This window comes from Stenotrophomonas sp. TWI273 (assembly GCF_039674765.1).
Classification (GTDB): domain Bacteria; phylum Pseudomonadota; class Gammaproteobacteria; order Xanthomonadales; family Xanthomonadaceae; genus Stenotrophomonas.
In genome coordinates, this window is sequence record NZ_JBDJOA010000005.1 from 105,198 (window position 1) to 124,772 (window position 19,575).

The following is a 19,575-nucleotide window of genomic DNA, read 5'->3' on the forward strand; positions in this document are numbered from 1 at the left end:
CCGGCACTACCCGGGCAACGCGACGGTGGCCGGGCGTGCCGGCGCACCCGTGCGGTATCAGCGATCAAACCCCAGCAGCAGCGGATCATGGTCCGAGCTGCGCCACGGGCCCGCTTCGTTGCGGTCGCGGTAGCCGACATCGTCGGCCTCATCGGCATTGATGTGCCACTCCGCGGCCGCGCGCAGGCGTTTGGCCATGCCCGGGCTCAACAGCGCATGGTCCAGCCGGCCGGTCATGCCGTTGTAGACATAGCTGTAAGGCCGTTCGACCTTCGCCACCGCGAACGCATCCCGCCAGCCGGCCGCGTGCAGGGTGCGGATCGGGTCTTCCATCGCGTAGGCGTTGAAGTCACCCAGCAGCACTGCATCGCGGGTGCCCGCAGCGGTGGGATCGGTCGCCAGCCACTGGTCCAGCAGCGTGGCCGAGGCGACCCGGGTGGCATTCCAGCAGGCCTGGCCGTCCTTCTGATCGGCATCGGCGCCGGTCGCTTCGGAGCAGCCCTTGGATTTGAAGTGATTGGCCACGACCACGAACGGCGCGCCCTTGCCCGCACGGAAGGCCTGCGCCAGCGGCACGCGGCTGCGCTCGCCGAAGGGCTCCTTCTCCAGCACGGCGGGGGCGCCGACCGGGGTCACGCGCGAGGCGCGATAGATGATGCCGACCCGGATCGGGTTGTCACCCGGGCCCTGCCGGGCATCGATGAAACGCCAGTCGGCACCTTGGCCCCGGTCCGCATTGAGCGCATCAACCAGCTGGGCGATCGCCGACTGCGGGCCGTAGCCATCGTTCTCCAGTTCCATCAGCGCGGCGACATCGGCGCCGAGCGCGTTGATGGTGGCGACCAGCTTGGTCTTCTGCGCCTGGTGTTCGGCCGGGGTACGGGCGCCACGCAGGGTCGGGAAACCGCCGCCCTGGCCGTCGCCATTGAAGAAGTTCTCCAGGTTGAACGCCGCCACGTGCAGAGCCCCGGCCACCACCGGTACGGCCGGGCGCTCCAGCGCCGGCAGGTTCAGCGGGCGGGTCACCTGCAGGCGGGTGTTGCCCTTGGGATCGATACGGACGATGCCTTCAACGTTGCGCAGGACCATGCCGGTACGCAGGTTCGCGGCCGCCGGCAGGTAGGCCACCGGGCCGGGATCGCGGGCGTCGCTGCCATCGTCCAGCACCAGCCGGCGATGCAGGTTGTCGGCCACCACCTGGGCATGCCCGGCGGTGCCGGGTGCGGCCACTTCGCTCGGCTGCCACAGGCGACCACCGAAGGCCACGGTCAACTCACCAAAGCGCGACAGGCCATCGGTGCCGGCCAGGGTCAGCGGCGCGGCGATGCGGACCTGCTGGCCATCCAGCGTGCGCCAGTCGGTGGGCGGCGCGGTCAGGGTGACCGTGGCCGACGTGGTCGGCGCCGGACGCACCTGCGGCGAGGTGGCGGGCTGCGGCTGGGCGGCATGGACCGCGCCGGACAACGCCAGCGCGAGAGCGAACACGAGGGGGGTACGGCGCATCGGAAGCGGGACTCCAGGGAAGTACGACAAGGCTAACCACATAAAGTGAAACGCCGCCCTTCGGCGGCGTCGGTGGCCTGATCCGGCAAAGCCGTCATTTCAGGTTGGCGAGCATCCAATCGACCGTGGCATGGATCTGCTCCTCGGTCAGCGCCGGATTACCGCCCTTGGGCGGCATGATGCCACCGTCCGGGCCGGTATAGCCCTCCACCGCGTGCTTGTAGAGCGTGTCCTTGCCCTGGGCGATGCGCGCATCCCAATGCCCGTGATCCAGCGTCGGCGCCTTGCCGACGCCATTGGTATGGCAGGCGGTGCAGAGGTTGTCGTAGATCACCTTGCCGTCGGTGGTGCCACCGTAGGCGACCTGCGAGGCGGCTTTGACCAGCGCGGCGGCATGGGCGGCGGCCTGCGCGGCGGCACCGGTGCTGCCGGCGTACACCGCACCGGCCGGCGCGATGCGCTGCTCGGTACGTTTGGCCGCCATCGGCGAGACTTCAGGGGGAATGCTGGTATGCAGGTAGGCCGCAAAGATGATGAGGCCGAGTGTGATGGCCATCAGCAGCGCGATGACCATGGAAAAGCGTTTCAGGAACTCGAGGTCGTAATTCCGCACTCTCTATACCCCTGGCTGGTAGTCGTTGGACCACGGCTTGTCGGCCGAGTATGACCAGCGTCGGCGGCGCTGCGCAAGCGACCGCCGGGTGTCGCAATGCAGCATCGGCGCGGCTCAGGCGCCCGCGGCACGCAGGCAGAAAACACAGATCGACTCGACCAGCGCATCTTCGTCGCCGTGCGCGTCGCGGCTCAGTGCGGTCGGGCCGACCAGCGCCTCGGTGAACGCGCCGACGATGCAGGCCGCTGCGACATGGGTGTCCTGCGGCGGGAAGGTGCCTGCCTCCACGCCATCGGCGACGATGCGCCGGAACACATCGCCGAACAGGCGGCGGCAGCGGATGCGCTCGGCTTCCACTTCCGGATCGACCGGCTCGGCGATGAAGGCATAGGCCAGGCCAGGCCCGGCCAGCGCGCGGCGCACGAAGGCGGTGATCGCCCGGCGCAGGCGCTCCGGCGCGGGCAGCGGCTCGGCCGCGATCGCCTCGAAGATGCGCAGCTCGTGCTCGACGGCGGCGGTCAGCACCTCCACGAACAGTTCGGCCTTGGAGGGGAAGTGCCGGTAGATCAGGCCGGTGGAGACCCCGGCTTCGGCCGCCACGGCGGTCACCGGGGCGTTGCGGTAGCCGCCGGCCGCCACCAGCACACGGGTCGCCAGCAGGATGCGTTCACGGGCGCCGGCAAGGCGTTCTTCCATCAGGGCGGAGCGTTTATAGGCCATTTGTTGATTCTATGTTCAATTTTTGAATTTGTGTTCACTTCTTTGTCGAACCCGGCTACGCTGGGGGTACATCGCCCGCGGGACGGCCCTGTCAGCCCGTCCATCCCTCCCGGCGCGTCCCATCCCTTGTTGTTGCGGAGTCGCCCATGCACGTCCCGACCATGAACTTCGATCTCGGCGAAGAGATCGACCTGCTGCGCCAGAGCGTGGCCCATTTTGCCTCCGCTGAAATCGCCCCGCTGGCGGCCCAGGCCGACGAAGAGAATCTGTTCCCCAATGCGCTGTGGCGCAAGCTCGGCGAACAGGGCCTGCTCGGCCTGACCGTGGAAGAGGAATACGGCGGCAGCGGCATGGGCTACCTCGCGCATGTGGTGGCGATGGAAGAGATCTCGCGCGCCTCCGGTGCCATCGCGCTGTCCTACGGTGCGCACTCGAACCTGTGCGTGAACCAGCTGCGCAAGAACGGCAACGAAGATCAGAAAAAGCGCTACCTGCCCGGCCTGTGCAGCGGCGAGCTGGTCGGCGCGCTGGCCATGAGCGAACCGGGCGCCGGCTCGGACGTGGTCTCGATGAAGCTGCGGGCGGACAAGCGCGGCGATCACTACGTGCTCAACGGCAACAAGATGTGGATCACCAACGGCCCGGATGCCGATGTGCTGGTGGTCTATGCCAAGACCGATCCGGATGGCGGCGCCAAGGGCATCACCGCGTTCCTGATCGAAAAGGGCATGAAGGGCTTCTCCACGGCGCAGAAGCTGGACAAGCTCGGCATGCGCGGCTCCAACACCTGCGAGCTGGTCTTCCAGGATTGCGAAGTACCCGAAGCCAACGTGCTTGGCGTGGTCGGCGGTGGCGTCAAGGTGCTGATGTCCGGTCTGGACTATGAGCGCGTGGTGCTGTCCGGTGGCCCGCTCGGCCTGATGGCCGCCGCGATGGATGTGGTGATGCCGTACGTGCACGAGCGCAAGCAGTTCGGCGAGGCGATCGGTACCTTCCAGCTGATCCAGGCCAAGCTGGCCGACATGTACGTGGGCCTCAATGCCTGCCGCGCCTATGTCTACGCGGTGGCACGCGCCTGCGACCAGGGCCGCACCACGCGCCAGGACGCGGCCGGCGCGATCCTGTATTCGGCCGAGAAGGCCACCTGGCTGACCGGCCAGGCGATCCAGATCCTGGGCGGCAACGGCTACATCAACGAGTACCCGACCGGGCGGTTGTGGCGCGATGCCAAGCTGTATGAAATCGGCGCCGGCACCTCGGAGATCCGCCGCATGCTGATCGGCCGCGAACTGTTCCAGCGCACCAAGTAAGGGCCCTGCCATGACCGTATTGAGCACCCAGCTGCAACCGGGCAGCGACACCTTCGAGGCCAACCGCGCCGCGCTGCAGGCGGTGGTCGATGACCTGCGCGCCACCCTGGCGCAGACCGCGCTGGGCGGCAGCGAAGCGGCACGCGCCAAGCACACCGCACGCGGCAAGCTGCTGGTGCGCGACCGCATCGATGCCCTGCTCGACCCGGGCAGCGCCTTCCTGGAAATCGCCCCGCTGGCCGCGCACGGCATGTATGGCGACCCGATCCCCAGCGCCGGCGTGGTCGCCGGTATCGGCCGGGTCTCGGGCGTGGAGTGCGTGATCGTGGCCAACGATGCCACGGTCAAGGGTGGCACCTACTACCCGATGACGGTCAAGAAGCACCTGCGCGCGCAGGAAGTGGCCGAGCAGAACCGCCTGCCCTGCATCTACCTGGTGGATTCCGGCGGTGCGTTCCTGCCGCTGCAGGACGAGGTGTTCCCGGACCGCGACCATTTCGGCCGCATCTTCTACAACCAGGCCAACCTGTCCGCGCAGGGCATTCCGCAGATCGCCTGCGTGATGGGCAGCTGCACCGCCGGTGGCGCCTACGTGCCGGCGATGAGCGATGAAACGGTGATCGTGCGCGAGCAGGGCACCATCTTCCTCGGCGGCCCACCGCTGGTGAAAGCGGCCACCGGTGAAGTGGTCACCGCCGAAGAACTGGGCGGTGCCGATGTGCATACGCGCATCTCCGGCGTGGCCGACCACATGGCCGACAACGACCTGCAGGCGCTGGCCCGGGTCCGCGCGATCATCGCCCAGCTCAACTGGCGCAAGCCCGAGCCGGCACTGGCGGTGCAGGCCCCGGTGGAACCGCGGCATCCGGCCCACGAGCTGTACGGCGTGATCCCGGCCGACACGCGCAAGCCGTACGACGTGCGCGAAGTGATCCTGCGTCTGGTCGACGATTCGCGCTTTGATGAGTTCAAGCCGCGCTACGGCAACACCCTGGTCACCGGCTTCGCGCACCTGCATGGCTACCCGGTGGGCATCATCGCCAACAACGGCATCCTGTTCTCCGAGTCCGCGCTGAAGGGCGCGCACTTCATCGAACTGTGCACGCAGCGCGGCATTCCGCTGGTGTTCCTGCAGAACATCACCGGCTTCATGGTCGGCCGCAAGTACGAGCACGGCGGCATCGCCAAGGACGGGGCCAAGCTGGTCATGGCCGTGGCCTGCGCCAAGGTGCCCAAGTTCACCGTGGTGATCGGCGGCTCGTTCGGTGCCGGCAACTACGGCATGTGCGGCCGCGCCTACTCGCCCAACTTCCTGTGGATGTGGCCGAACGCGCGCATCGGCGTGATGGGCGGCGAGCAGGCCGCCAGCGTGCTGGCCACGGTCAAGCGCGATGGCATCGAAGCCAAGGGCGGGCAGTGGTCGGCCGAGGAAGAAGACGGCTTCAAGTCGCCGATCCGCGCGCAGTTCGAATCGCAGGGCCACCCGTACTACGCCAGCGCCCGTCTCTGGGATGACGGCGTGATCGATCCGGCCGACACCCGTCGTGTGCTGGGCCTGGCGCTGTCGGCCAGCCTCAACGCCCCGGCGAAGAAGACCGACTTCGGCGTGTTCCGCATGTAATGCACGAGCGGTGCCGCCTGGCACCGCCGCCCCTGGCCCGCGCAACGAGACCACCATGTTCACCAAGATCCTGATCGCCAACCGTGGCGAAATCGCCTGCCGCGTCATCGCTACCTGCCAGCGCCTGGGCATCGCCACCGTGGCGGTGTACTCCGACGCCGACCGCAACGCGCGCCACGTGCGCCTGGCCGACGAGGCCATCGCGATCGGCCCGGCGCCGGCGCGTGAGAGCTACCTGCGCGGCGACGCCATCCTGGCCGCCGCCCGCCGCACCGGCGCGCAGGCGATCCATCCCGGCTACGGCTTCCTCTCGGAGAACGCCGGCTTCGCGCAGGCCTGCGCCGAGGCGGGCATCGTGTTCATCGGCCCCTCTGCGGCGGCGATCCGCGCGATGGGCGACAAGAGCGCGGCCAAGGCGCTGATGCAGCAGGCCGGCGTGCCGCTGACCCCGGGCTACCACGGCGACGAGCAGATCCCCGAGTTCCTGCGCAAGCAGGCCGACAGCATCGGCTACCCGGTGTTGATCAAGGCCAGCGCCGGCGGCGGTGGCAAGGGCATGCGCCGCGTGGATGACAGCGCCACCTTCACCGAGGCGTTGGCCAGCTGCCAGCGTGAAGCGCAGTCCGCCTTCGGCAACGCACACGTGCTGGTCGAAAAGTATGTCGAGCGTCCGCGCCACATCGAGATCCAGGTGTTCGGCGACAGCCACGGCAACGTGGTGTACCTGTTCGAGCGCGACTGCTCGGTGCAGCGCCGCCATCAGAAGGTGCTCGAAGAAGCGCCTGCGCCCGGCATGACGCCCGAGCGCCGCGCCGCGATGGGCAAGGCCGCCGTCGATGCCGCGCGCGCGGTCAACTACGTCGGCGCCGGCACGGTGGAATTCATCGCCGGCCCCGATGGCGACTTCTACTTCATGGAAATGAACACGCGCCTGCAGGTGGAGCACCCGGTCACCGAGTGCATCACCGGCACCGACCTGGTGGAATGGCAGCTGCGCGTGGCCAGCGGTGAGCCACTGCCGCTGCAGCAGGATCAGCTGCAGATCCGCGGGCATGCACTGGAAGCCCGCCTGTACGCCGAAGATGCCGACCGCGGTTTCCTGCCCTCCACCGGCACCCTGCGCCACCTGCGCCTGCCGGCCAACACCGCGCACGTGCGCGTGGACGCCGGTGTCGAGCAGGGCGATGCGATCACCCCGTTCTACGACCCGATGATCGCCAAGCTGATCGTCTGGGATGTCGACCGCGACGCCGCGCTGCGCCGCATGCAGCAGGCCCTGGCCGAGTGCGAAGTGGTCGGCGTGACCACCAATGCCGCCTTCCTGCGCCGGCTGGTGATGACCGATTCGTTCACCCAGGCCAAGCTGGACACCGCGCTGATCGAGCGCGAGCAGGCCGCCCTGGCCCCCAACGACGGCGACAGTGATCCGGCGCTGTGGGCGCTGGCCGCGATTGCCGGCGTGGCCACCAGCGAAGCCGCCCGCCGTGATGCGCGTGACCCGCACTCGCCGTGGCAGGCCCAGGACGGCTGGCGCCTCGGCGCGGCCGCCGCACGCGCGCTGACGCTGGAACACCGGGGCGCGCAGCGCAGCGTCACCGTGCAGGGCGCGGGCGAACAGTGGACCGTCCACATGGATGGCAACGCGCTCGCGGGCAGCGGTGGTTTGGACGGTGATGCACTTCGCGTACAGATCGGCGAGCAGCTGCACCGCGCCACCGTCATCCGCGACGGCAACGAGCTGTACCTGTTCGGCAGCGAAGGCGTGCAGCGCTTCACCCTGCATGATCCGGTCAGCGAAGCGGACCAGTCCGTTGCCGATGCTGGCAGCCTGGTCGCGCCGATGCCGGGCCGTATCGTCGCCACACTCGTGTCACCGGGCACGGCGGTCAAACGCGGCGCGCCGCTGCTGGTGCTGGAAGCGATGAAGATGGAGCACACGCTGCAGGCACCCGCCGATGGCACCGTGCAGGGCTACCGGGTGAAAGCCGGAGACCAGGTGGGCGATGGGGCGGTGCTGGTGGATTTCGAGGCGGGGTGAGTCACCCGGTTGGCGGCTCGGCAGTGAGTACCGGCGTCCACACCTGGCCGCCGGGGTCGAACTCAGAGGTCGACATCTGCTGTGCGCGCCAGCCTACGCCACACACGGCGAGCGGGCTGAGCTGCATGGGATCCATGCCGAGCACCTGCTCGATATCCTGTTCGTTGATCGCGGCCGTAACAAAGGCCCCCAGGCCCTGTTCGGTCGCGCAGGTCAGCAGCAGCTGCGAGATGTGGCCAACATCCAGGATCACCGCGCGGTAGGCCTTGGGATGGTGGCGGTACTTCCAGTAGGTGCGCGCGAACCGGGGGGCCAGCACGATCAGCACCGGCGCATCGGCAAACCAGTGTTGGCCTGCGGTGAACAACGCCGCCAGCTCTGCCATGGACCGCGCATCGGAAGGCAGGGCGGACACGCCGTGCGAGGCAGGATCGTAGTGATACAGACCCGCCTGGAGACCCTCGACATGCTGCACCAGCAGATACGCTTCGGTGGGATGCAGGCCCCCGGCGGACGGTACGTTCTTTTTGAGAAACACCGCGTCTTCTTCGACCACCTGCCGTCCAGTTTCAGCCAGGGTGCGCTGCAGCAGTCGTGATAGCTCGGCCAGCGGCAGTGGCTGCGCCGTATCGAAGTTGCGGCAGGTGCTGCGCTCGCGCAGGCTGCGGTCGAACGCCTCCTCGGGCTGGCGTGGCAGGCGACGAGGTTCTCCTGCGTGGGGAGCCAACGCGGGCGGTGGCGGCCCAAGGTGTGCACGCAGCCCCGCCGCGGTGTGCAGTCCCGCCGATTCCAGGGCTTTCACGCTGTCCTGGCCCTGCCAGCGGCCCTGCCAATGGAGCATCGCGGCCGGTCCCCACCACGGCACCTGCCGCAGCTGCGCTTCACGTTCAGCCAACGCGTCGCGATCTGCGCCCTGTGCCTGGACCAGCCCGTGCGCCAGCAGGTAGCGCAGATCGCTGTCATCTTCCCCGGCGGGCCGTGGCTCCCATCGCTCCGGGTCGAGACGTCCCAGCAGCAGCACCTGTGACTCATTGAGCTCGACCGGCGCCGGCAGGTGCGGTGCCAGCGCCGTCCAGACACTGCGCAGGGTCATGCCCGTACCACCGGATACCAGCGCGCGCAGATCGAAGGAGGTCTGCTGTCGGGGCTCGAGGTAGAGGGTGCGGCATCGGCGCAGGTGGAGGGTATCGTGCATGGGCAGCCAGAAAGGGAAGCATCGCGTGTTCCAGTGTGTCGGCCGGGATCGCCAAAGATGAAGGCCGATGATCATCGGGCGACTCAAGCGCTTCACGCGCCGGCCGCTATCGATCGCGGCTGTAACGTCACACCCCGGCCTGCGCGTACGCCCCCTCCTTCCCTCCGCTATCTCCGAGACATCCCACATGACCAGCACTTCTCCGCCGCTTTCCTCCAACGATGCCGTACAGCTGCTGGATCTGCTCAGCAGCGACGATGCGTTCCGTACCCTGTTCCAGGCCGATCCCGCTGCCGCGCTGGCGACCATCAGCGCCGAGGCGGGCGCAGCATCGGCCGAGTGCGAATCGGGTGGTCCGCTGGCCAGCAAGGAAGAATTCCTGGCCGCTCGCACGCGCCTGCTCGCCCACCTGACCGCTACCAGCTCCTTCAGCTTTCCGCACTGTTTCGTCAGCGGTGACATCGACTCACAACTGCAGCGCAAGCCGCAGCCCTGAGGTCTGGCGGTTACTGCAACGACGTCGCGTCCAGACGTCGTTGTGCGGCCCGGCTGTCATGGACATTCAGCGCCTGCAGGAGATAGGAACCGGCGTTCTCCGCGTAGGCCCTGCCGCGTTGTGTCGCCAGCCAGCGTTGCTCGGCGGCGGCAGCCACCTGGTCCCCGGCGGCCACCAGGCTGTCCTGCAGGGCGACGTGGACCTGGAACAACTCGCTGCCGTCGATGAGCGCGCGCAAGCGCTGCACCGATTGCGCAGCCCGGCCATCCACGCGATCCTGGTTGGCCACCAGCACCGCCACCATCTGCGTTCCACGCGGGTCATCCAGTGCCTTGGCAAGTCGCTGCAGATGCGGCAACTGGCGACGTGCCACGTCATAGAGCTCGGCGCGTTGCGCGAGATAGGCCGAGGCAGCGGCCATGTACAGCCACTCTCCCCGCTCGCCTGCCGCAGGATCGGCCGCCTGCGCGATCATGGTGGCGATAAGCTGCTCATATTCGTGTGCGCCGGCCTTTCGCACGGCAATGCTGGCCAGCGAAAGCGACTGCGCCTGGAACATTCCGCAGATCCGCGCATTGTCACCACAGTGGCGCAGCGCACCTGCATTGGCCCGCAGTGCCGCCGCCGGCTCGCCTGCGTCCAACGCGACGGCGGTGCCCTCCAGGTGCATGGCAAGATCATCCTCCCGAGCGGCGGCAAGCATGCGCTGGGCGCCCACTAGGTCGCCATGAGCGGCGAGCGCGGCGACCATGTGGCGGTTCACTGACCATTGACCGATCCGTGCGGATTGACGATAGCTGCGCAGTGCCGCATCGGCGTGATTCTGCGCCAGCTCGGCGCGACCGAGCGCCTGCAACGCCATGGCCTGCAACGGGTTCTGTGCGACAGCGGCCTTGCGTGCAGCCTGCTCGGACTCGCTATACCGCCCCACGCTCAGCATGGACCAGGCGTAGTTGGCATGGGCGCCGTGGTAATCGGGATAGAGATCGCCCAAGAGCTTCCACTTTTCGGCCGTGGCGAGTGTTCCGGCGCCGTTGAGATCGGCATCCCAGGCGTCCATGTACAGCCGATCCCGCCCTGACAAGCGACCGGCAGCGCGTTTTGCCGCGGCCAGCGATTGCCGGGCCCCTTCGGGATTGCCCCGGCCCCACTGGATGCGCAGCTGTGCCAGGTAGGCGAACGCGAAGTCCGGATCGAAACGCACCGCCTGCCCGAAAAACCGCTGCGCGTCGTCATAGCGTCCATCGCCGTATGCTTTGACGCCCATCGCGTAGGCATGCAGCGCATCCAGGCTGGCCGTCGCCACCTTGGGCAGCGGCATCGAGTCCCGCGAGATGTCATGCATGGCCTCGCCGAGCTCCACGCGCATCTGAGCCACGACGTCATCGGTGGATCCCAGCAGGGATTCCATGCCGCGGCCATCGGCATGGTCGGACCACGCCGTATTGCCGGTGTTGGGATCGATCAGTTCCAGTGAAACACGCAGCCGCCCATGCACTTCGGCCACGGTGGGTACGATCACGGCTCTGGCACCCTCACGCAGCGCGACCTCGATCGCCGCGTCGCGGTCCAGCGCTCCACCTTCGCGACGCATCCGCTCCAGCGTTTCCTGCACCTTCATGTCGCTGAGCACATTGACGTAACGCGACTGCTCCAGAGAAATGCGGAACGCCTGTTGAAGACTGTCGTCCAGCAGTGCATTGCCGGTCAGGTTATGGAGGTTGCCCAGTACCACCCAATCCCGTTCGCCGAAGGCAATGGCCGGCGTCGGGCGTAGAAAGGCCCAGGTGCCGAAGACCATGCCTGCCACCAGCGCCACCTCGGCCAGCAGTGTCATCGGCCGGCGCCACAGCGGCACGGCACGGCGGGCCTTGGGGCTGCCGCGTGGGGCACGCAGCGGCGCAAACTCCGGTTCGCCCACTTCATGGATGTCCTGGCGACCGGGCATGCCCTTGAACCGCCAGCCGCCGTGCGATTTCCACACCAGTCGCTCGCCACGCTCCCCCAGCTCGCCCACCGCGCGATGGGTCAGCGATTCGGCCACGGCCGAGAGCAGGATCTGCCCGGGCCGGGCAAGGGCCATCAGGCGCGCGGCCATCGGCTTGGCCAGGCCCTCGACCTCCAGCGATTTGGCCCCAACCTTGATCGCCTCGGGGCTGTTTTCCCAGGTCAGCACTTCGCCGACGTGCAGGCCCGCGCGTGCGCGCAGCACGATGTTGCGTTGCTTGCCGATCTCCTGCAGGCCGCGCTGGTAATCCAGCGCAAAGCCGAGACCATCGATGGCGCGCTCGAACAACAGCAGCAGGCCATCGGAACGATCGATCAGGCGACCATTCCACTGTTGCTGCAACACCAGCACCAGCCGGTCATGCGCCTGGAACAGCTCCGCCGCCGCCGCGTCGCCAATCCGCTCCACCAGGATCAACGAGTCGCACAGATCGGTGAACAGCAGCGCCCGCATCTGCGGGGCCTGGGTCGACGTTCCGTTGTCGCCGTTCATGCCGATCTCCCGATCAGGGTGTGGCGGTCGCTGATCGCGACCAGTGCAATCGGTTGCCGCCCAGCCGTTTGGCCTGGTACAGCGCATTGTCGGCGCGGGCGTACCACTCGCTCCAGTCGGTCTGCGGGTCGATCAGACAGACCCCGATGCTGACCGGGCACACATGCGGCACGCCATGCGCACGGCCGATCAGGCCATGCACCGCGCTGAGAATGAACTCGGCGGCGTGCTGCAGGCTGTCCTGGTCGGCGCTGCGCAGCAGCAGGCAGAATTCGTCGCCGCCCAGCCGGCAGGCCACGTCCGGCTCGGTGGCCACCGAGCGCAGGATGTTGGCCACGCTCTGCAGCACGCGGTCGCCGGCCTGGTGGCCGTGCACATCGTTGACCTGCTTGAACTGGTCGCAGTCGATCAGCAGCAGGCCCTGCGGCGCGCTGTTTTCCTGCGCACGGCAGTCCTGCAGGTAGAGCGCGAGGCCACGCCGGTTGTGCAGGCCGGTCAGCTCGTCGGTGCGCACCAGCTCGCGCGTGTGGGTGAGCTGGTGAGTGGTGACGTAGAGGTTGTCCAGCGCGGTTTCGAGATCGTGGTTGCGGCGGCGCAGCTGGCGGATCAACACCTGCTCGTTGCTCACCACCCGCATGATCGTGCGGCGCAGGAAGTAGGCCAGCAGACCAGGGTCGCGGTCGACCAGACGCTGGAAATCGTCGTGGTCCAGTTCCAGCACGATGCTGTCCTCGACCGCACGCGCGCCGGCCGTGCGCTGGTGGTCGCCGATCAGCAGGCCCAGCTCGCCGAAGAATTCATTGGGACCGAGTGACTTCACGACGAGGTCTTCGCCAAAGTCCAGTTCGATGCAGCCGCTGACGATCACGTACATCGTGTTGCCGGCGTGGCCGCGATGGAACAGATGGGTGCCTGAGGGCAGCTTGCGCTGCCGGCCGAATTCGGAGAACAATGCGGACTCGCCGTTGCTCAGGATGGCGTGCACGATCTCAGCCATCGCCTTGCGGTCGATGTCTGGTTCCTGTTCGCACATGATCGCCGCCGCACCCTTGCCGGTCATTTCCGAACACCCGCTTTTCAGCGTCCCCCTGGTGAGCGATGGAGGATAGCACTCCTCAAAACTGTGCGCCCTATCCCATTTCCGACTTTTACCCCCCAAGATCGTGAAAACACGCGTGTTCTACCGCGTGTGACGATGTGAAGAGGCGGGTCCCGAGACGACGCAGGGCGGCCGATCCCCGACCGGCCGCCCTGTGGGCCTTCCTTGGCCGCCCTTCCTGGATCAGGCCGCCCGTTCGGCGTTGAACTGCTCTTCCTCGGTGGACCCGCTCAGGGCGGTGGTCGAGGACTGGCCCTGCTGGATCGCCTGGGTCACCGCGTCGAAGTAGCCGGTGCCGACCTCGCGCTGGTGCTTGACCGCCGTGAAGCCGCGGTCGGCGGCGGCGAACTCGGCTTCCTGCAGCTCCACGAAGGCGCTCATCTGGCGGCGGGCGTAGCCGTGGGCCAGGTTGAACATCGAGTAGTTCAGGGCGTGGAAGCCGGCCAGGGTGATGAACTGGAACTTGTAGCCATATTTGGCGATCTCCTTCTGGAAGGTCGCGATGGTGGCGTCGTCCAGGTTCTTCTTCCAGTTGAAGCTGGGCGAGCAGTTATAGGCCAGCAGCTTGCCCGGGAACTTGGCGTGGATCGCTTCGGCGAACTTGCGGGCGAACTCCAGGTCCGGCTTGCCGGTCTCGCACCAGATCAGGTCGGCGTAGGGGGCGTAAGCCAGGCCGCGGCTGATGGCCTGGTCCAGGCCGTTGCGGGTCTTGTAGAAGCCTTCCACGGTGCGCTCGCCGGTGGTGAACGGCTGGTCGTTGCCATCCACATCGCTGGTCAGCAGGTCGGCGGCCTCGGCATCGGTACGCGCCACCAGCAGGGTCGGCACGCCCATCACGTCGGCGGCCAGGCGGGCGGCGTTGAGCTTCTCGATCGCCTCGCGGGTCGGCACCAGCACCTTGCCGCCCATGTGCCCGCACTTCTTCACCGAGGCCAGCTGATCCTCGAAGTGCACGCCGGCCGCGCCGGCCTCGATCATCGCCTTCATCAGTTCGAAGGCGTTGAGCACGCCACCGAAACCGGCTTCGGCATCGGCCACGATCGGCTGCAGGAAGTCGATGTCATCCTTGCCCTCGGCATGGTGCAGCTGATCAGCACGCAGCAGGGTGTTGTTGATGCGCTTGACCACCGCCGGCACCGAATCGGCCGGGTACAGCGACTGGTCCGGGTACATCTGGCCGGCCAGGTTGGCATCGGCGGCAACCTGCCAACCGGACAGGTAGATCGCGTTCAAGCCGGCCTTGACCTGCTGCATGGCCTGGTTGCCGGTCAGCGCGCCGAGCGCGTTGACGAAGTCCTTTTCCTGCAGGTACGTCCACAGCTTCTCCGCGCCCAGCCGCGCCAGCGAGTGCTCCACGTGCACGGTGCCACGCAGGCGCACCACATCGGCGGCGGTGTAGTTGCGGGTGATCCCGGCCCAGCGCGGGTCGGTGTTCCAAGCGTGCTGGATCTGTTCGGCGGTCTGCAGGGTGCTCATGTCGAATCTCCAAAGGGAACGAATGCGGTTACGGCAGGTGGATGGATGGATGGCGCTCAGTCGAGACGGTCGTAGGCGGGCAGGGTCAGGAAGTCGGTGAGCTCATCGCGGCGGCTGAGCGCGGCCAGCAGCGCGATGGACTCGGGGATGCGGGCGCTGCCGGGCAGCGCGGCGGTATCGCCCAGCCGCGCCGGCAGCTGGGCCAGGGTGGCGTCGAGCAGGGCCAGGTCGATGGCGGTGCCGTCGTCCAGGTGCTGGCCGGCGGTATGCAGCCACTGCCACAGCTGGCTGCGGCTGATCTCGGCGGTGGCCGCGTCTTCCATCAGGTGGTGGATCGGCACGCAGCCGTTGCCGTCCAGCCAGGCGGCCAGGTAGCGCACACAGACCTCGACGTTGCCCTCGAAACCGGCGCGGGTGATGGTGCCGGTGGGCGCGGCGATCAGATCATCGCGGCCCACCTGCACATCGTTGCGCAGCACGCGGTGCTGGTTCGGTCCGGGCATGTGTTCGTCGAAGATCGCCTGCGCGACCGGGATCAGCGCGGGGTGCGCGACCCAGGTGCCGTCATGGCCGGCGGTGACTTCGCGCAGCTTGTCCGCCCGCACCCGCGCCATCGCCTGCTCGTTGGCGGCCGCGTCATGGTTGATCGGAATCTGCGCGGCCATGCCACCCATCGCATGCGCGCCACGGCGATGGCAGGTGCGGATCAGCAGCTCCGAATACGCCTTCAGGAACGGCTGGGTCATCGTCACCTGGCCGCGCTCGGGCAGCACCTTGTCGGCGTGCCGGCGGAAGGTCTTGATGTAGGAAAAGATGTAATCCCAGCGGCCACAGTTCAGGCCGACGATGCGATCGCGCAGCGCGTGCAGGATCTCGTCCATCTCGAACACTGCCGGCAGCGTTTCGATCAGCACCGTGACCTTGATCTGGCCGTGCGGCAGGCCGAGCATGCCCTCGATGTGCGACAGGGCGGTCTCCCACAGCGCCGCCTCTTCCATGCTCTGCAGCTTGGGCAGGTAGAAGTACGGCCCACGCTGCTTGCACATCAGGGTGCGGGCATTGTGGAAGGCGAACACCGCCGCATCGAACAGGCCACCGGCGATCGGCTGGCCATCGATGCGCACGTGCTTCTCATCCAGGTGCCAGCCACGCGGACGCACGATCAGCACGGCCTGCTCGTTGAACGGACGCAGCGTGTACTGCTTGCCCGGCTTCCCATCGACGGACGGGCCGGTGTGGGTCAGATCGCCACGCACCGCGCCGATCAGCGCCTGCTGGCCGGCCAGCAGGTTGCGCCAGGCCGGGGCGGTGGAATCCTCGAAGTCGGCCATGAACACCTTGGCGCCGGAGTTCAGCGCGTTGATGACCATCTTCGGGTCGGTCGGGCCGGTGATCTCCACCCGGCGGTCCTGCAGCGCCTCCGGCAGCGGGGCGACGTGCCAGTCGCTGGCACGGATCTCGGCGGTATCGGCACGGAAGTCCGGCAGGCCGCCGCCATCGAAGAAGGCCTGGCGGGCCACCCGTGCCTGCAGCCGGCGCTGACGCTCCGGCTCCACCGCCCGGTGCAGCGACACCAGCAGCGCCAGTACCCCCGCTGGCAGCAGCGCGGACTGGCCGGCCAGCTGGGTGGTCAGGGCAATGCCGGGGGTGGCCGGTGCATCGGCGGGGGTGGGCTGGGCGGTGGCGTAAGCGACGGCGGACATGGCGGGCTCCTGCGGTGCGGTTGAGCTCCACCGTGCGCCGCCGCGCCGATATTTGACAAAGCAGTTATTGCAATGGCTTACATAAGGTGTGCTTATACTCATGACGCCATGACCACGCCGCGCACGCCAAGCCCCCGGTTTTCCTATAAATCCGACCGGCTCAAGCCGCTGCGGGCGTTCTGCCAGACGGTCCGCCTGGGCTCAGTCTCACGGGCAGCTGAGGCTTTGTTCGTCAGCCAGCCGGCCATCAGCCAGCAGTTGCAGGCCCTGGAGCGCGAACTCGGGGTCAACCTGTTCGAGCGCAGCGGCCGCCGCCTGGTGCCCAGCCGTGAAGGCCAGCTGCTGTATGAGATGGCGCTGCCGCTGGTGGAGAACCTGGACGGGCTGGAGGCCAGCTTCCGTGACAAGGTCAAAGGGCTGGACGCCGGAGAACTCAACATCGCGGCCAACAGCTCGACCATCCTGTACCTGCTGCCGCGCATCGTGGAGCGCTTCCGCCAGCGCCACCCGGATGTCCGCCTGACCCTGCACAACGCGATCAGCGCCGACGGCACCGATCTGCTGCGCAGCGATGCGGCGGACCTGGCGGTGGGCTCGATGACCGACGTGCCGGCCGACCTCAGCTACGCCCCGGCCTACCGCTTCGAGCAGGTGCTGATCGCCCCGCCCGATCATCCGCTGGCGCATGGCGAACTGAGCCTGGAGGCGATCTCGCAGTACCCCCTGGTGCTGCCGCCCAAACGCCAGATCACGTACCGGCTGGTGGACCAGGTGTTCCAGCGGCATCGGCTGCCCTACACCGTGGCGCTGGAGGTGGGTGGCTGGGAAGTGATCAAGCAGTACGTCGCGATGGGCATGGGCATCTCGATCGTGCCGGCGCTCTGCCTCCACGATGCCGACCGCGAGAAACTGGTGACGCGCTCGATGAGTGCGTGGTTCCCGGAGCGCAGTTACGGGGTGATCGTGCGGCGTGGACGTTTTCTGTCACCGCAGGCGCGGGCGTTCATCGAGCTGATCCAGCCGGACCTGTTCAGTCCGCGCAGCTATGATGAAAGTGGTCATTCCGAGCGCTGACGCACGCCCCATGTCCATCGAACTCCGCCACCTGCGCTACTTCCTGGCCGTCGCCGAGACACTGCACTTCGGCCGTGCCGCCGAGCGACTGGGGATGTCGCAGCCGCCGCTCAGCCAGCAGATCCGTCAGCTGGAAACGCTGCTCGGCGCGCGGTTGTTCCTGCGTGCGAACCGCCGCGTGGAACTGACCGACGCCGGTCGCGTGCTGCAGGAGCAGGCGCGCGAGGTGCTGGCGCGGGTGGATACCGCGATCGATCTGACCCAGCGCGCGCAGCGCGGGGAAACCGGCGAACTGCGCATCGGTCTGACCCGGGCCACCCCGCTGTCCACGCAGATTCCGCGCGCGATCTTCGCCTACCGCCAGCAGTTTCCGCAGGTGCAGTTGAAGCTGCGCGAGATGAACACCCTGCAGCAGATCGATGCGCTGATGGCCGGCGAACTGGATGTCGGGTTGATCCGCAAACGTGCCCTGCCCGCGCCGCTGATGTCACGCAAACTGTTCAGTGATCCGCTCGCGCTGGTGGTGCACGACCAGCATCCGCTGGTACGTGAGTTGCCGGCCGATGCGGCGGTGGCGCTGCGGCTGTTCGCGCATGAGCCGTTCGTCGGGTTCCTGCGCGAGGTCGGCGCGGGCATCCACGATCACTTCATCGCGTTGTGCCGGGGCGCCGGCTTCACGCCGCGCATCGTGCAGGAAGCCGGGGAAGCCTCGACACTGATCAGCCTCGCGGCCTCAGGGTTGGGGGTAACGGTGCTACCCGCCTCGTGCAGCCATATCCAGGTGGACGGCGCGCGCTTCGTCGCACTCAGTGATCGAGCGGCCAGTTCGGAAGTGCACGTGGCTTGCCGCCGCGGCACAGCTTCGCCGTTGATCGGTCACTTCACCCGGCTCCTGCAGGGCGTCAGCGGCTGAGCGCAAGCGCGGCGGCGGCCGGTTGCACGCGCTGGCCGAGACGCCACGCGATCACGCCACCGGCCACGGTCAGTACCCCCATGAAACCACATACGCCCAGCCAGTCCCAGTGGGTGTAGAACACGCCGCCAAGCACCCCGGCCACGCTGGAGCCCAGGTAGTAGGCGAACAGATAGAGGGCGGACGCTTCGGCGCGCATCGCACCGGCGCGGCTGCCGACCCAGCTGCTGGCCACCGAGTGGCCGCCGAAGAAGCCGAACGTCACCAGCGCGATGCCGGCCGCCATGCAGCCCAGCCACGGCATCGCCAGCAGCACGATGCCCAGTGCAATCAGCCCATAGCAGATCGCCAGCACGCGGCTGCGGCCATGGCGGTTGGCCTGCTGCCCCATCCACGCCGAGCTGAAGGTGCCGACCAGATACACGCTGAAGATCAGGCCGACCACGGTCTGGCTGAGGCCATACGGCGGCGCGAGCAGGTGGAAGCCGAGGTAGTTGTAGAGGGTGACGAACACACCCATCAACACGAAGGCGGTGGCGAACAACCACGGCAAGCCGGGATCGCCGAACAGGCTGCGCCAGCGGGAAGGCAGTTCGCGCAGTCCCCCGCGACGGCTCTGGAAGTGGCGTGACGGCGGCAGCTGGATCCATAGCAGCACGGTACTGAGCAGCGCGATCAACGAGACCACGCCAATGCCCCAGCGCCAGCCCCAATGGTCGGCGACGATGCCCGCGATGAGACGACCGCTCATGCCACCGATCGCGTTGCCGCCGATGTACAGGCCCATCGCCAGGCCCAGCGCGCGGCTGTCCATTTCTTCGGCGAGGTAGGTCATGCCCACCGCCGGTACGCCACTGAGCGCGATGCCGAGCAGCGTGCGCAGCACCAGCAGCGTAGTCCAGTCATCCACCATCGCGGTGGCGACAGACAACACGCTGGACGCCAGCAACGCCGCGACCATCACGCTGCGGCGCCCGATGCGGTCGGAGATCAATCCCGCGATCAGCATCGAGACCGCCAGCAGACCGGTGGTCAGCGACAGGGTCAGCGCACTGTTGGCTGCGGAGACGCCGAAGTGGCGACTGAATTCGGGCAGCAGCGGCTGCACCGTGTAGAGCAGCCCGAAGGTGGAGAAGCCGGCCAGGAACAGCGCGGCCGCCGTGCGCCGGAAGGCCGGGGTGCCCTGCTGGATCTGATCGCCGTCCGCCGCTGCGGTGGCCGGGGAGCTGCGATCGGGGACCGCTGCGGTGTCGCCATTCATGCCGGTAAGGCCCGCGTGGACGGGCCGGAGCGAGGAGTCAGCGCTCAGGATAG

15 protein-coding genes are annotated in these 19,575 nt (G+C 67.8%); 6 read left to right on the forward strand and 9 right to left on the reverse strand.

What is annotated here, in order from left to right:
- Positions 1-57: 57 nt before the first annotated feature.
- The 3 genes from ABE571_RS08700 to ABE571_RS08710 all read right to left on the reverse strand — a co-directional run bounded on the left by ABE571_RS08700 (position 58) and on the right by ABE571_RS08710 (position 2,836).
- On the reverse strand, positions 58-1,503 hold the full coding sequence (locus ABE571_RS08700; RefSeq protein WP_346493563.1) for an ExeM/NucH family extracellular endonuclease: 1,446 nt from the start codon (positions 1,501-1,503) through the stop codon (positions 58-60).
- A gap of 94 nt (positions 1,504-1,597) precedes the next feature.
- The gene (locus ABE571_RS08705; protein ID WP_070474313.1) at positions 1,598-2,116 is read right to left on the reverse strand and encodes a c-type cytochrome; all 519 of its coding nucleotides are present in this window, start codon (positions 2,114-2,116) and stop codon (positions 1,598-1,600) included.
- 114 nt (positions 2,117-2,230) lie between these two features.
- Entirely contained in the window at positions 2,231-2,836 is a 606-nt protein-coding gene (locus ABE571_RS08710; RefSeq protein WP_121044348.1) for a TetR/AcrR family transcriptional regulator, read from the reverse strand.
- A gap of 146 nt (positions 2,837-2,982) precedes the next feature.
- Here ABE571_RS08710 and ABE571_RS08715 point away from each other — a divergent pair, with 146 nt between their 5' ends.
- The 3 genes from ABE571_RS08715 to ABE571_RS08725 are packed head-to-tail and all read left to right on the forward strand — an operon-like array spanning position 2,983 to position 7,805.
- Positions 2,983-4,146, forward strand: a complete 1,164-nt coding sequence (locus ABE571_RS08715; protein WP_121044350.1) for an isovaleryl-CoA dehydrogenase — start codon at positions 2,983-2,985, stop codon at positions 4,144-4,146.
- A 10-nt stretch (positions 4,147-4,156) separates the two neighbouring features.
- Positions 4,157-5,767, forward strand: a complete 1,611-nt coding sequence (locus tag ABE571_RS08720) for a carboxyl transferase domain-containing protein (RefSeq protein ID WP_070426393.1) — start codon at positions 4,157-4,159, stop codon at positions 5,765-5,767.
- Positions 5,768-5,822: 55 nt separating this feature from the next.
- Positions 5,823-7,805, forward strand: a complete 1,983-nt coding sequence (locus ABE571_RS08725; protein ID WP_346493564.1) for an acetyl/propionyl/methylcrotonyl-CoA carboxylase subunit alpha — start codon at positions 5,823-5,825, stop codon at positions 7,803-7,805.
- Between the two features lies 1 nt (position 7,806).
- On the opposite strand, the gene ABE571_RS08730 is transcribed toward ABE571_RS08725, so the two are convergent.
- A complete protein-coding gene (locus ABE571_RS08730) occupies positions 7,807-9,075 on the reverse strand; it encodes a putative peptide maturation dehydrogenase (protein ID WP_313219874.1) in 1,269 nt (422 codons plus the stop codon).
- A gap of 112 nt (positions 9,076-9,187) precedes the next feature.
- On the opposite strand from ABE571_RS08730, the gene ABE571_RS08735 reads away from it, so the two are divergent.
- Positions 9,188-9,496 (forward strand): NHLP-related RiPP peptide, encoded by a 309-nt coding sequence (locus tag ABE571_RS08735; RefSeq protein ID WP_346493565.1) that lies wholly within the window; start codon positions 9,188-9,190, stop codon positions 9,494-9,496.
- Positions 9,497-9,506: 10 nt separating this feature from the next.
- On the opposite strand, the gene ABE571_RS08740 is transcribed toward ABE571_RS08735, so the two are convergent.
- The 4 genes from ABE571_RS08740 to aceB form a co-directional block, all read right to left on the reverse strand.
- Positions 9,507-11,996 (reverse strand): putative peptide modification system cyclase, encoded by a 2,490-nt coding sequence (locus ABE571_RS08740; protein WP_346462715.1) that lies wholly within the window; start codon positions 11,994-11,996, stop codon positions 9,507-9,509.
- A gap of 13 nt (positions 11,997-12,009) precedes the next feature.
- The gene (locus ABE571_RS08745; RefSeq protein ID WP_313208905.1) at positions 12,010-13,056 is read right to left on the reverse strand and encodes a GGDEF domain-containing protein; all 1,047 of its coding nucleotides are present in this window, start codon (positions 13,054-13,056) and stop codon (positions 12,010-12,012) included.
- 222 nt (positions 13,057-13,278) lie between these two features.
- A complete protein-coding gene (aceA, locus tag ABE571_RS08750; RefSeq protein ID WP_284128539.1) occupies positions 13,279-14,571 on the reverse strand; it encodes an isocitrate lyase in 1,293 nt (430 codons plus the stop codon).
- Positions 14,572-14,627: 56 nt separating this feature from the next.
- Positions 14,628-16,274: a malate synthase A gene (gene aceB / locus ABE571_RS08755; RefSeq protein WP_319624785.1), complete on the reverse strand. Its 1,647-nt coding sequence runs from the start codon at positions 16,272-16,274 to the stop codon at positions 14,628-14,630.
- Between the two features lie 108 nt (positions 16,275-16,382).
- Between aceB and ABE571_RS08760 the strand changes: the two genes are divergently transcribed.
- Complete coding sequence (locus tag ABE571_RS08760; RefSeq protein ID WP_121044373.1) at positions 16,383-17,348, forward strand: LysR substrate-binding domain-containing protein; 966 nt, start codon at positions 16,383-16,385, stop codon at positions 17,346-17,348.
- A 10-nt stretch (positions 17,349-17,358) separates the two neighbouring features.
- Positions 17,359-18,261: a LysR substrate-binding domain-containing protein gene (locus ABE571_RS08765; RefSeq protein WP_123731080.1), complete on the forward strand. Its 903-nt coding sequence runs from the start codon at positions 17,359-17,361 to the stop codon at positions 18,259-18,261.
- Here the strand turns inward: ABE571_RS08765 and ABE571_RS08770 are convergent.
- Positions 18,251-19,522: an MFS transporter gene (locus tag ABE571_RS08770; protein WP_346493566.1), complete on the reverse strand. Its 1,272-nt coding sequence runs from the start codon at positions 19,520-19,522 to the stop codon at positions 18,251-18,253. The genes ABE571_RS08765 and ABE571_RS08770 overlap by 11 nt on opposite strands.
- Between the last annotated feature and the right edge of the window lie 53 nt (positions 19,523-19,575).

Bases quoted from the DNA above. Each gene is read 5' to 3' on its own strand.
- ABE571_RS08700 (WP_346493563.1), bottom strand. From the start codon at position 1,503: ATGCGCCGTACCCCCCTCGTGTTCGCTCTCGCGCTGGCGTTGTCCGGC.
- ABE571_RS08710 (WP_121044348.1), bottom strand. From the start codon at position 2,836: ATGGCCTATAAACGCTCCGCCCTGATGGAAGAACGCCTTGCCGGCGCC.
- ABE571_RS08715 (WP_121044350.1), top strand. From the start codon at position 2,983: ATGCACGTCCCGACCATGAACTTCGATCTCGGCGAAGAGATCGACCTG.
- ABE571_RS08720 (WP_070426393.1), top strand. From the start codon at position 4,157: ATGACCGTATTGAGCACCCAGCTGCAACCGGGCAGCGACACCTTCGAG.
- ABE571_RS08725 (WP_346493564.1), top strand. From the start codon at position 5,823: ATGTTCACCAAGATCCTGATCGCCAACCGTGGCGAAATCGCCTGCCGC.
- ABE571_RS08730 (WP_313219874.1), bottom strand. From the start codon at position 9,075: ATGATCATCGGCCTTCATCTTTGGCGATCCCGGCCGACACACTGGAAC.
- ABE571_RS08735 (WP_346493565.1), top strand. From the start codon at position 9,188: ATGACCAGCACTTCTCCGCCGCTTTCCTCCAACGATGCCGTACAGCTG.
- ABE571_RS08740 (WP_346462715.1), bottom strand. From the start codon at position 11,996: ATGAACGGCGACAACGGAACGTCGACCCAGGCCCCGCAGATGCGGGCG.
- ABE571_RS08745 (WP_313208905.1), bottom strand. From the start codon at position 13,056: ATGACCGGCAAGGGTGCGGCGGCGATCATGTGCGAACAGGAACCAGAC.
- aceA (WP_284128539.1), bottom strand. From the start codon at position 14,571: ATGAGCACCCTGCAGACCGCCGAACAGATCCAGCACGCTTGGAACACC.
- aceB (WP_319624785.1), bottom strand. From the start codon at position 16,274: ATGTCCGCCGTCGCTTACGCCACCGCCCAGCCCACCCCCGCCGATGCA.
- ABE571_RS08760 (WP_121044373.1), top strand. From the start codon at position 16,383: ATGACCACGCCGCGCACGCCAAGCCCCCGGTTTTCCTATAAATCCGAC.
- ABE571_RS08765 (WP_123731080.1), top strand. From the start codon at position 17,359: ATGTCCATCGAACTCCGCCACCTGCGCTACTTCCTGGCCGTCGCCGAG.
- ABE571_RS08770 (WP_346493566.1), bottom strand. From the start codon at position 19,522: ATGAATGGCGACACCGCAGCGGTCCCCGATCGCAGCTCCCCGGCCACC.